This is a genomic window from Geobacillus sp. G4 (assembly GCF_040327975.1).
Classification (GTDB): domain Bacteria; phylum Bacillota; class Bacilli; order Bacillales; family Anoxybacillaceae; genus Geobacillus; species Geobacillus thermoleovorans.
Map to the genome: position 1 here is coordinate 153,318 of NZ_JBEPJY010000006.1, position 12,244 is coordinate 165,561.

General features: G+C 53.3%; 11 protein-coding genes. 7 read left to right on the forward strand and 4 right to left on the reverse strand.

All coding sequences use genetic code 11. From position 1 onward, the window contains the following. Nucleotides 1-11: 11 nt before the first annotated feature. The 3 genes from ABS784_RS09560 to ABS784_RS09570 are packed head-to-tail and all read right to left on the reverse strand — an operon-like array spanning nt 12 to nt 3,783. Nucleotides 12-1,160 carry a Ger(x)C family spore germination protein gene (locus ABS784_RS09560; protein ID WP_352512274.1) on the reverse strand — a complete coding sequence of 383 codons (1,149 nt, stop codon included), beginning with the start codon at nt 1,158-1,160 and terminating at the stop codon, nt 12-14. Further along, entirely contained in the window at nt 1,157-2,692 is a 1,536-nt protein-coding gene (locus ABS784_RS09565; protein ID WP_352512357.1) for a spore germination protein, read from the reverse strand. Before ABS784_RS09565 ends, ABS784_RS09560 begins: the two co-directional genes overlap by 4 nt. Continuing rightward, nucleotides 2,692-3,783 carry a GerAB/ArcD/ProY family transporter gene (locus ABS784_RS09570; RefSeq protein ID WP_352512276.1) on the reverse strand — a complete coding sequence of 364 codons (1,092 nt, stop codon included), beginning with the start codon at nt 3,781-3,783 and terminating at the stop codon, nt 2,692-2,694. Before ABS784_RS09570 ends, ABS784_RS09565 begins: the two co-directional genes overlap by 1 nt. A gap of 164 nt (nt 3,784-3,947) precedes the next feature. Between ABS784_RS09570 and ABS784_RS09575 the strand changes: the two genes are divergently transcribed. From ABS784_RS09575 to ABS784_RS09590, 4 genes are all read left to right on the forward strand, one after another. Continuing rightward, a complete protein-coding gene (locus ABS784_RS09575; protein ID WP_352512277.1) occupies nt 3,948-4,670 on the forward strand; it encodes a DUF421 domain-containing protein in 723 nt (240 codons plus the stop codon). Nucleotides 4,671-4,790: 120 nt separating this feature from the next. Next, nucleotides 4,791-5,198 (forward strand): GntR family transcriptional regulator, encoded by a 408-nt coding sequence (locus ABS784_RS09580; protein ID WP_015374759.1) that lies wholly within the window; start codon nt 4,791-4,793, stop codon nt 5,196-5,198. Then, nucleotides 5,164-6,063 carry an ABC transporter ATP-binding protein gene (locus ABS784_RS09585; protein WP_014195739.1) on the forward strand — a complete coding sequence of 300 codons (900 nt, stop codon included), beginning with the start codon at nt 5,164-5,166 and terminating at the stop codon, nt 6,061-6,063. Before ABS784_RS09580 ends, ABS784_RS09585 begins: the two co-directional genes overlap by 35 nt. Next, nucleotides 6,038-7,741 carry an ABC transporter permease gene (locus ABS784_RS09590; protein WP_352512280.1) on the forward strand — a complete coding sequence of 568 codons (1,704 nt, stop codon included), beginning with the start codon at nt 6,038-6,040 and terminating at the stop codon, nt 7,739-7,741. Before ABS784_RS09585 ends, ABS784_RS09590 begins: the two co-directional genes overlap by 26 nt. Nucleotides 7,742-7,784: 43 nt before the next feature. Here ABS784_RS09590 and ABS784_RS09595 read toward each other — a convergent pair whose 3' ends face one another. Continuing rightward, the gene (locus ABS784_RS09595) at nt 7,785-8,012 is read right to left on the reverse strand and encodes a YczF family membrane protein (RefSeq protein WP_044731297.1); all 228 of its coding nucleotides are present in this window, start codon (nt 8,010-8,012) and stop codon (nt 7,785-7,787) included. A 128-nt stretch (nt 8,013-8,140) separates the two neighbouring features. On the opposite strand from ABS784_RS09595, the gene ABS784_RS09600 reads away from it, so the two are divergent. From ABS784_RS09600 to ABS784_RS09610, 3 genes are read left to right on the forward strand one after another with little or no spacing between them, the layout of a single operon-like run. Next, nucleotides 8,141-9,766, forward strand: coding sequence for a spore germination protein (locus ABS784_RS09600; protein ID WP_352512282.1), 1,626 nt, complete (start codon nt 8,141-8,143; stop codon nt 9,764-9,766). Between the two features lie 5 nt (nt 9,767-9,771). Then, nucleotides 9,772-10,971 (forward strand): Ger(x)C family spore germination protein, encoded by a 1,200-nt coding sequence (locus tag ABS784_RS09605; protein WP_407067056.1) that lies wholly within the window; start codon nt 9,772-9,774, stop codon nt 10,969-10,971. A 42-nt stretch (nt 10,972-11,013) separates the two neighbouring features. Then, nucleotides 11,014-12,117 (forward strand): GerAB/ArcD/ProY family transporter, encoded by a 1,104-nt coding sequence (locus tag ABS784_RS09610; protein WP_352512285.1) that lies wholly within the window; start codon nt 11,014-11,016, stop codon nt 12,115-12,117. Nucleotides 12,118-12,244: the final 127 nt, after the last annotated feature.

Below are 12,244 nucleotides of genomic sequence, written 5' to 3' on the forward strand. Positions count from 1 at the left end.
TTTTTGTCTTTTCAATCACCGGCCCGGTAATTCAACTTTTCTTTTCCGGATGCTCCGATCGCGAGTTTGACGCTCACGGACAGCGTGTTGTCGCCGAGCGGGATGAGGCCGTTGGACTGATGTTTTTTCCAAATATTTGGACGCTGGCGGTACAGCTGTTCCGACACATTCAACGTATCGATCCGCCGCGCCTTGCCGAGTTCATACAGGCGGCGGATCTCCTGCTTCACCGTTTGTTCCGCCAGTTGGACCAGTTGTTTTCGCGAGAGCGGCTTGCGCAGTTCGATGATGCTTCCTTGCGCCTCGACTTGGACAGCAAACGCGGGTTCTCCGTCCTTCGCCTTGACTGACCATTTGGTTTTTGGATTGCGGACGACAAGCGAGGCGATCGTTTTCCCTTTTTGTTTGACATAAATCGGGGTGCGGCGAATGTCGTGTTCGAGCCAGCGCAGTCCCTCTAGATCGGAACGGCGGACGCATCCTTGCAGAGTATAATCGTGAAGAAAACAAACACCGGAAACCGCCAACATCGGTTTTGGCTTTTTATTTTCGATCCAGCGCCGGCGGTCGATCGTTAAATAAGGAAGCCTTGCCGTGGCGGCTTTTTCATCCATATCGGCAATCAGCCGGTTGAGCCGGATCGGGCGGATGAACGAACTTTGTTGAAAGATTTCTTCCGGGTTGGACAACAGCGAATAATAGGAGGAAGCGTTTAACAGCGGCGTCGCTTCAAACAGCTCGGACAGCGGCTCATCGGTGGCGTACACCCATGCCGTATGGCGAATTTCGTTGTAACGGTTCAGCACGTCGATCACATCGGCCACGATGCCTTTTTGCAAGGCCCGTTTGGTAAAGACAAGGCTTTTTACATGACCCCATGACACCCTTTGTTGAATGGAAGGGTAGATTTTGTCGGTCGCGATATTAAACGTTTCGCCGGCCGCTTTGCCGATCGAAACGGCTGCTTTCTCTTTGCCGCCCCCGGCTTCGACTTTGGCGAGGGCGGTGAATCCGACCAGCTGGACGTAGGCGATCACTTGGCCGTTTTTGTAATCGACTCCGATCGAATGAACGTACACAATATGATCAATGTTGCGCGTATCCCAACAGCCGCTGAGCAAGATGACGGAAGCGATGATGGGAAAGAGCCGCTTCCTCATTTTTGTTCCCTCTCTTTCGCAATGAGATCATTTGGGCGCACAATGCGGTCGCGCGTGCGGAACTGTTTCCATGTACTTGGGATAAATACTTTCCCGATATCTTTTGAGGGCGGCGCCAGCGGCGTGAGATATGGAACGCCGCAGGTGCGCAAGTTGACGGCATAGGTTAGGATCAAGAACAGCGACAGAATAAAACCGAACAGGCCAAGAACGGAAGCAGACGTTAATGCAATAAAGCGCAGCAAGGTGACGCTGCCGGCCATGTTTTGGTTGACGAGCGTGAATGTCGAGATGACAGCAATGGCGGCAATAACGAGCGTCGCCGGGGCAGCGAGCCCGGCGTTGATCGCCGCCTGGCCGATGATCAAGCCGCCGACGACCGACAGCGTCTGCCCGATGGCGATCGGCAGCCGCATCCCAGCTTCTTTAAACACTTCAAACAAAATCATCATAATGAACATCTCCAGCGGCACCGGAAGCGGGACCCCTTGGCGCGACAAAATAAGCGTCGCCAGCAAGGTAAATGGCAGCTGATCTGGATGGAAGGAAGTCAGAGCGACCCAGGCGCCCGGCAAATAAATGGCGACCGAGGTGCCGACAAGCCGGAGAAGTCGCTGAAACACGACAAACAGGAAAAACGTGTTGTTATCTTCCGACGTGTTCAGCAAAAACGTTAAATTGCCCGGACCGATCAGGGCAGTCGGCGCGCCGTCGACCAAGATGATAAAACGGCCGTTGAGGAGCGAATTGACGGCGAAATCGGGCCGCCCGGTATAGCCGAACAATGGAAACAAGGAAAACCGGGTGTCGGACAGCCACTCCTCAATTTGATTGGTGCTTGTCACCGAGTCGATGTACAAACTGAGCAGGCGGCTTCTCACCTCATCGATGATGGCGGTGTTGGCAATATCATCGACATAAAGGAGCCCGACTTTTGTCTGGCTGCGCGTGCCGATGACAAACGGTTCATAGACGAGCCGGTGCGAGCGCAGCCGCTTGCGGATGAGCGCCACGTTTTTGCTGATTTCTTCAATAAATCCATCTTTGGGCCCGCGGATCGATACTTCCGTGTTCGGCTCCTCCGGATCGCGGTTTGGCGGGCTGGCGAGCGGCATCGTGTACAAGACATCGGCTTCGTGAAAATAAATGAGCAAATCGCCGCTAAATAACTTGAAGTTGAGATCATCGATCCGCACTTCTTTTCCCATATATTCAAGCGCCGCCGGTTTGCGGACCTCGATGTCGGCGGCCGAAAAGCATGGATGCTGTTCGCACAGCTCGCGGAACATCGGATAGATGGCCTTTTGCAGCATTTGCGTATCGCACAGTTCTTCACAATAAATAAACAGCAAGTGCACCACAGCCGCCGAGCCGTCAGGCAAAGAGGATGGAATCGCGGCTTCCGTCATGATGACGTCAGGGCATTTGGCGTACATCGTGCGCAACGCCTCTTCGGAGATGATGACGGTCTCGAGCCCTGTGTAATCGTCTTTCAACCGCTTGCCTTCGGCGGCGCGCATCGGTCGTTTCATCATGTCATCCCTCTTTTCTTTTTGCGGTATGCCAACAAAGCGAAACCACTCAGCACAATGGACAGCGCAAGACTAAACAGCAGCGATGCCGGCAGCACCCAATGTTTGACAACATGCAAAAACTGTTCATCGCTGACCGGTGCCAGCGCTGCCAATGTGATTGCCAAGTAGAGAATGATGAGCACCCAACGGCGGGGTTGCGGATGGCGGATCGGAAACAATTCCACAATCAGCGCTGTCGATAAGGAGATGCGGATAAAGGCGCCGGACAGCCATTGATAGACCGACAGAAAGTCCACATGCTCAATGTACGTCCCTAAACTGACCATCCGCCATTGCTCAAACGCCGGATAGCGAAGGCGCGTCGCCTGCTCGGGGCCAAATTCGGTGATGGCGCCAATCGTCGGCCCGATGCTCAGCCCGGCTGTGAAAACAGCGATGGCGGCAAGCGCCTTCCATGAAAATGGGCGAGGCAGGCGATGGGAGAGAAACAATAGAACGATCACTTCCACATATCCCGCTCCGGCGTACATCATGCCGTTGAGCACAGGTCCAACACCATGTTCAAGCGTTGGTCTGAGCAGTGAATAATCTTTATGAGGCGTGGTCGAGAGCATAACGAAAAAACCAAACACGATGACGAACGGGCAAATGATCATGGAAGTGTTGGCAATCGAGTCGATGCCTTGGTACGAGTTATAAAAACAAACGGCCACGATGACCAAAATCAGCGCCCATCTCGGCGTCGCCGTCAAATAAGAGGTGGTGGTAAACGTGACCGTATCGTTTAACGTGACAAAACTATGAAGAAGCAAGAATGCGCTGCTGACACCGGCCATCGCATAAGCAGCCGCGCTCGAAAATCGGGCCTTGAGCCAGTCAAACAGCCGCTCGCCGTTCAGTTGTCGGATGGTGAAATAAAGCAGCGGCAGCCAGAGGAGCAAACCTCCCAACGCTCCCAAGGCGGCGATCCACGCATCGCGGTGGGCGGCCTCAAGCATAAAGGGGATGATGATGACATGATTCATCAGCCCGACCGACAGCATGACCATGAATAATAGTTGCAGGACGCTAAGCGGCTGTCCGTTCATCATGGATCCCTTTCTTTCTATACGATCTCTAGAACGATAGTGTTTCCAGTCTAGGGTAATTTATCCGTCCAAACGGCAAACCAACAGCGAAACTTCTCAGGCGGCAGGGGGCACAATACAGGGAAGAAAGGGCGAACATCAACGGCATGCAAGGGGGGCGCAGCATGAAATGGCTTCATTTGACGATCGAATTGGTCACCGGCTTTATTCTGTTGTTCGCTGTCGTGAAAATCGCCGGCAAAAAGTTGATCAGCCAAATGAGCCCGTTTACGTTTATCTCGGCTATTGTCCTTGGCGAGCTGCTCGGCAATGCCCTGTATGACGACCATATCCATCTTTGGTATATCCTCTACTCCATCACCCTTTGGGGAGCGATGCTGATGACGGTGGAATATGCGAGTCAAAAATGGCTTTCCTTCCGTTTATGGAGCGAGGGCAAACCGACGGCGCTCATTCGGAACGGGGTCATTGATTACGAGGCCTTGAAAAAAAGCCGCTTGACGCTCAATCAGCTGCAAAGCTTGCTCCGCAAACATGAGACCTTTTCGATCCGCGAAGTGGCGTTTTGTTTTTTAGAAGCCGATGGGGAGATCAGCGTGCTCAAAAAAGCCCATTATCAAAAAACGACGCGTGAAGATTTCCGTCTGCCACCCCACCCGGTGTATGTCCCGGTGACGCTGATCCGGGATGGCCAGCTGTTGGCAGACGAATTAGCGGAGCTTGGGAAAACGGAGCAATGGCTGGCCGCCAAACTGCAAAAACAAGGAATTGCCTCGCCAAAAGACGTGTTGATCGCCGAGTGGCTCGAAGGAGATGGGCTGTTTGTTCAGACGTATCAGCCCGCCGAGCGGCAACGGTCAACGCGGCGGCCGACGGCGTCGGAATGAGAGGAAGAAAGAATCCAGGGATGGATTCTTTCTTTATTTTGGAAAAAACTCTTGCCTTTCTTCTGTTTTATGTGTACTATTAGTTATAGTACGGTTGTGACAATGAGAGGAGGAGGGGAGATGTTTGAGCTTGATATCCGCAGTCGCCAGCCGATTTACGAACAACTGATTGACAAAATGAAAGAAATGATCGTCCGCGAACTATGGCAGCCGCACGATCAGCTGCCATCGGTCAGGACGATGGCGAAACAGCTGATGGTGAATCCGAACACGATTCAAAAAGCGTACCGCGAACTGGAACGCGACGGCTGGATTTATTCGATTCCAGGGAAAGGCAGCTTCGTTGCCCCGCGCTCGAAAGAACCAAACATCGAGGCGATCGCTGCGGTCCGTGAGCAGCTTGTCCGTCTTGTCAAGGAAGCACGGTTTTTAGGGGTGACAAATGAGCAGTTATGGCAATGGGTTCGAGAAGGAGAGAAAGAGGGGGAGAATCGTGATTCAACTTGTGGACGTGACGAAAATGTTTGATCGATTTGCCGCTGTCAAGGGCGCGAACATGATGGTGCCAAAAGGATCGATTTACGGGCTGCTCGGCCCGAACGGCGCCGGGAAAACGACGCTGCTAAAGATGATGGCCGGCATTCTCCGCCAAGATCGCGGAACGATTACAGTGGACGGGGAGGATGTGTGGGAAAATGTCCGGGTGAAGCAACGCCTTTTGTTTTTGCCGGACTTTGTCTACTTTTTTCCGCACGCGACGATTCGGCAAATGGCGGATTTTTACGAGCAACTGTACCCGTCGTTCAGCCGCGGGCGGTTTACAGAATTGCGGTCCGCTTTTTCGCTTGATGTTGATCAAAAAATTCAGCAGTTTTCCAAAGGCATGCAGCGCCAAGCGGCGTTTTGGCTCGCCTTTTCCGTCCAGCCGGATGTGCTCATTATGGATGAGCCGCTTGATGGGCTCGATGCATTCGTCCGCCGTCATGTGAAGCAGCTGCTCATAGAAGAAGTGGCCGAACGGGAGATGACGGTCGTCATTTCGTCGCACAATTTGCGCGAGCTCGAAGATTTATGCGACATCGTCGGATTGATGGCGCAAGGGACCGTACGGATGGAGCGCGATTTAAACGAGCTGCGCGCCGGGATGCATAAAATTCAAGTCGCGTTTCGCGGCGGATTTCCGAGCGAGTTGGCCGAACGCCTTGACATCGTGCATCGCGAGGAGCGCGGCAGCATCGTTCTTCTTGTCGTCCGCGGCGAGAAACGATCCATCGAAGAGACGGTGAGTTCGTTTGCTCCGCTCATTCTTGACGTCTTGCCGTTGTCGTTGGAAGAAATTTTTGTGTATGAAATGGGGGATGTTGTCGATGTCCGCGAAACGGTTGTCGGCTAACCGCGCCATGTGGACGCAAAATGTTCGCCAAATCGGCTGGATTGCCATCATTCATCTGCTGTTATGGCTGGCGGCGATCGTATTGCCGATTGGGCTTTCGTACTCGCAATATGATCCAAAAGTCGGAAATGTGCCGCAATGGAAGAACGTATACTATATATCCAACGGGTTCGAGACGTTGATTGCTTGGCTTGTCCCGATCTTGGCGGCGGCCGGTGTGCTTCGCTACATGCACGAGAAACGGTCGGCTGATTTCATTCATAGCTTGCCCATCCGCCGCACCGAACTGCTTGTGGGGCAAATGGTCTTTGGCTGGCTTATGCTCGTGGGACCGCTGGTTGTGGCAGCGATCGCCGCCATCGGCTGTCTATTGGGGCTTGATCTTCCGTGGCCGATTGGGGCCTCTGACGTATGGCGCTGGTTCGGTGAGACGTTGGTGGTGGAAACGGTCATTTTGGCCCTCGGCATTGTGGTCGGTGTGCTCGTCGGCCAATCGGTGATCCATGTCGTGCTGACCAACATTTTTCTCGTTTTCCCGGCCGGCATCATGGTCCTTATGTTTAGCAACCTATCGTTATTATTGTATGGATTTCCGGATACGTACTATTTATCGAGCGAACTGAATCAGTGGGTGATTCCGATTCGCTATGCGATGCTGACGAATCAGGCGCTGAGTGCGGGAGAAGCCGGACTGTTGCTGCTAGTGTCGCTTCTGTTTTTCGGCTTGTCCATTTGGCTGTACGAGCGGCGGCCGACGGAAGCGGCCGGGCAGGCGCTTGCCTTTTCAGTGCTTCGTCCGTTGTTTGTGTATGGAGTGGCGTTTTGTTCTTGGCTTGTTGGCGGTTTATATTTCGGAAACGTGGAAAGCAAGTGGAACTGGACGATATTCGGCTATATCAGCTTTTCCTTGATCGGGTATGCCATTGCCCAGATGGTGATTGCGAAAACGTGGCGCGTCTTTCACCGTTGGAAAGGATATATCGCGTTTGCGGGAGCGATGGGGGGCATCTGCCTGCTTGTTCATTTTGATCCCCTCGGTTACGAACAGCGCGTGCCGGCGCTGGCGGACATCAAACAAGTATATTTCGGCCAATCGACTATGAATTTTGAACATCCTGAAATGATAGGCCGCTCATTTCAAGAAGTTGATCAGTTTTTGCGCAGCCAAGAAAACATCAAGGCTGTAAGGGCGTTTCATGAGCAGCTTGTGCACGATCAGCCGTCGCCGCCTCGGTTTGCCAACATCCGGACAGTTGTGATCGGCTATGTGCTAAAAGACGGCACGCGCCTCCTCCGCCGCTACGTAGTGCCGATTGAACCGTACATGCCGTATTTTCAGCGCATCATGGGCTCAAAAGAATATAAGCAGCAATATTATTTGCTGCTTCGCCCGAGCTATTCTCCGATCCGCCAAGTGACGATCCGAAATGTCGAAACTGGGCGTCCGGTGGTCGTGCTGGCCGATCCGAAGGAGATCGAGTCGTTTGTCCAGGCGCTCAAACAAGATTTGTGGAATGAGCCGGTGGAGGACATCATCGGCGGGGGGAGCACATGGCAGGGGAATATTGAATTGCTGCAAAGCGACGGCGATTCATTCAGCCTCTCGCTCGATGAATACAACCTCCATGTGCGTCAATGGCTAGAAGAGCGGCACATGTGGGAGAAAATCGAAAAATGACAGGAAAACGGGCAGGGGAAGATTCCTGCCCGTTTCATTTTTGTCAAGAAGCCGTTTTTTTCCGCCGCCAAAGCCATACGGCCAACAAATCGAGCGCCCAAAAAAGAAGAAACAGAAATAAGATGAACATCTCGGGAGTCTCCATGACGCGGAATGGATTGATGACGTTATGGAACGACTGATACAACGTCAGTCCCATCAGCCAATCCATTCCGACAGCCGTGGTGATCAATAGCAGCGCAAAGGTGAGGGAGAGGAATATGACGTTCAATGTCAGTCACCTGCCGCTTTTTCTGTTAGTGTTCACCTGTTCATCGGAAACGATGCGCCGCTGTATACGTTTTTCACCTCTTGTCTATAATGGAGGATAACATGATGCGGAGCGAGGAGGAGAGGGGCATGCTGTTTCAATGGGGGATGCGCCGGCAGCAAGGACGGATGAACGACAGCGTGCAGCAGGAAGGACCGGACCATAGCGGCGAGGCGTCGGATGTCCCACAAGAGCCGCTTTCTGCTGAACTGGCCGTCAATATTGACATCATTCGCCAAAAGACCGGAGAGAGCAACGATGTCGTCATCCGCCGTTTTGCGTTGGGCCAGGAATGGCAAATCAAGGCAGCCATTATTTTTGTCGACGGCCTTGTCGATGAGAAAAATGTGTACGAATTTGTACTGACGCCATTGCTTCAAGCGTCGTTTCCGCTGGCGCTTGAGGAAAAAGAACGGTTTCAATGGATCGAGAAAAAGCTCGCCGCGGTCGGCGGCGTGAAACATATTTCTGACTGGGGGAAGCTCTTTTTTGAGCTGTTTTCCGGAGCGACGGTCATGCTCATTGACGGGGTGCCGTTTGCCGTCAGCGCAAGCACAAAAGGCGGGGAATATCGTTCGATTGAAGAGCCGCAAACGCAAATCGCCGTCCGCGGTCCGCGCGAGGGATTTACGGAATCGTTGCGCACGAACACCGCGATGATCCGCCGCCGCATTAAAAATCCGAATCTTTGGCTGGAAACGATGCAAATCGGCACGGTGACGCAAACGGATGTCGCGATCATGTACATCAAAGGCATCGCCAATGACGAGATTGTCAAGGAAGTGAGGGCGCGCCTGCGCCGAATTCAAATCGACAGCGTGCTTGAATCGGGCTATATTGAACAATTAATTGAAGATCAAACATTCACAACGTTTCCGACGACATATCATACCGAACGCCCTGATATCGTCGCTGCCAACTTGCTCGAAGGGCGAGTGGCAGTTTTCGTGGAAGGGACGCCGTTTGTGTTATTGGCTCCCGCTGTGTTTATTCAATTTTTCCAGGCGGTGGAAGACTACTATGCCCGCTTTGATATCGCCACCGCCCTCCGATTTTTGCGTGTATTGATTTTCTTTCTCTCACTTGTAGCCCCAGCGATTTATATCGCGGCGACGACATTCCATCAGGAAATGATCCCGACCCAGCTTGTCATCGCCATCGCCGCTCAGCGCGAGGCGGTGCCGTTTCCGGGATTCGTCGAAGCGCTCGTCATGGAAGTGACGTTTGAAATTTTGCGCGAAGCCGGCGTCCGCCTGCCGCGCGCCGTCGGCCAGGCGGTGTCGATCGTCGGCGCTTTGGTCATCGGCCAGGCGGCGGTTGAAGCTGGGTTCGTCTCCTCGGCGATGGTCATCGTCGTTTCGATCACGGCGATCGCCAGCTTTGCGACGCCGTCGTTTGCCATCGCCATTTCAGCCCGCCTCATCCGCTTTGGGCTGATGTTTTTGGCGGCCATGTTCGGGTTTTACGGCATCATGATGGGGTTGTTGGTCATGATTCTCCATTTATGCAGCTTGCGTTCGTTTGGGGTGCCGTACATGTCGCCGCTCGCCCCGTTTATTCCATCGAACGTGGGCGATACGTTGTTGCGCGTGCCGACGTGGATGTTTCGCGAGCGGCCGCGCCTCATCAACCAAAAAAACATTGTCCGACAGTCGGGCGAGCAAAAGCCCGAGCCGCCGGCGCCATCGCGTCAAGAGAAGGGGGATGGATCGTGAAGCGGATGGTTGCTGCCGTCCTTCCTCTTTTGGTTTGTGCTGGGTTATTGTCAGGCTGTTGGAGCAAAAAGGAGCTGACGGATTTAGCGTTTGTCATTGCTGTGGGGCTTGATAAAACCAAAGATGGGAAGTATTTGGCTTCATTTCAAGTCGTCAACCCCGGAAACGTCGCCGGCGCGACGCAGCGCGGGGGAGGCGCGGCCGGCGTGCCGGTGTCGATTTACACGTCGACCGGCGACAGTTTGGTTGAAGCGAGCCGGAAAGCGTCGGAAAAGGTGTCGCGTCTCCTTTATTATGCGCATACAAACTTGGTCGTCATCGGTGAAGAAGTGGCGCGCGAAGGGTTGGATGGGGTGTTTGACGCCATGGAGCGCAACAACCAGTTTCGGACGACGGCGCGCTTGGTCATCGCCCGCGGTCAATCGGCTAAAGATGTGCTTACCGTGCTGACGCCGGTTGACAAAATTTCTGCCAATCAAATTATTAAAACGTTGGAATTTTCTGAGATGGCTTGGGGGCAAACGATCAACGCCGATGTTTGGCAGGCGATTCGCAGTTTGGCGTCTTCGGGGCGCGATCTTACCGTCACCGGCGTGACAATCGAGGGAAATCCGAAGCGCGGCAAACGGCAAACGAACGTGCAATCATCAGTGCCGGACGCACGCGTCAGTTTGGAGGGGCTGGCGCTGTTTAAAAAAGGCCGTCTTGTCGGCTGGGTGGACGGGCCGCCAGCGCGGGGGATTGTCTGGGTGCTCGATCGGATTAAGCAAACAAACATCACCATTCCGTGGAAGGGAAAAAAAGAAGCCATTGGCTATCGAACGGTGCGCGGGAAAACGGACATCAAGGCGACGGTGAAACACGGCCGGCCGACGGTTTCCGTTCATATTCGGGCGGAAGGGGATGTGAGCGAAGCGCGCGTGCCGATTGATTTAGCGGATGCCGGCGTGCTGTTTCAATTGGAAAAAGACATTGAGCGCCATGTTAAAAACGAGGTGAAGCAGGCGATTGAAACTGCCCAGCGCGAGCGGACCGATATTTTTGGATTCGGTGACGCTGTTCACCGCGTAGACCCGCGCTTATGGAAGAAAATTGAGAAAGAATGGAACGACCGATATTTTCCAAATCTTGACGTCATGGTGACTGTAGATATGTATATCCGCCGCACCGGCTTGCGGAACAAACCGTATGTAGAAGCAGAATGAGTCCAACGGGGAACATGGATGAGGCAAAGGCGGTGAGACCGGTTGGAACCGATCAAAATCAATGCGCGTCAACTGTTCGTCCTTGTCGTGTTGTTCGAACACGGCAGCGCCATCGTCATTCCGCTCGGCACGAGCGCCAAGCAAGATGTATGGATCGCCATTTTGCTTGGGCTGGTGCTCGGATTGCTTTTATTTGCTGTATATGGGCGTTTGTTCCGCTACTACCCTGACCAGCCGCTGATCGTCTATATGCAGCACATCGTTGGGGCGCCGCTAGGCAAATTGTTAGGGATGATATATGTGACGTATTTTCTTTACATTGCCGCCCGCGTGCTGCGCGATTTTGGCGAGCTGTTGTTGACATTTGCCTACCCGGAAACGCCGCTGTTTGTGTTAAACGCCATTATGGCGCTGGTTGTCATGTACGGCGCCTATAAAGGTTTGGAAGTGTTGGCGCGCACCGGCGAGCTGTTTTTGACGCTGCTTTATGTGTTGGGGCTGTTCGGATTTGTGCTCGTGTGTGTTTCGGGAATCATGGACGTCTTGCAGCTGCAGCCGATGTTGGAAGAAGGATGGAACCGAGTGTGGAAAACCGTGTTCACGGAAACGTTGTATGTGCCGTTTGGTGAGATGATTGTGTTTACGATGTTGTTTCCGTATATGAACAACCCCGCGAAAGCAAGCCGGGTGGCCATCGCCGGCATGGTGCTCACCGGGGTGAACTTGGCGATCATTGCGGCGATCAATATGGCCGTTCTCGGACCGGATGCGGCGTCGCGTTCAGCGTTTCCGCTGCTTGATATGATCCGTCGCGTGCAAGTCGCCCATTTTTTCGAGCGGCTTGATGTTTTTTTTATGATTGCGCTCATTATCGGCGGTTTTTTTAAAATCTCCATCTTTTTTTATGCCGGGGTCGTCGGGGCGGCCCACCTGTTTAGTGTCTCGAGGCATCAGCGAATTATTTATCCGCTTGGATTGCTTGTCCTGTTTTTATCTGTTGCCATCGCCAGCAACTATGCAGAGCACATTCATGAGGGTCTGGGAATTGTCACCATTTACTTGCACATCCCGCTGCAAATCATCATTCCGGTGCTCTTGCTTGTGATTGCGGCGATTCGCCGGCGGTTTGGACAATCAGCAAAATAAGAAAAACGGACTAGAAGATTTATGCGCCAGCGAGCAGGAAAATCAACAAAAGACCGCGAATACCAACAATAATCTGTTCCCAATGGGAACAATGGGCGAAATGTGGTGCTGAACATGCAACCCGAAG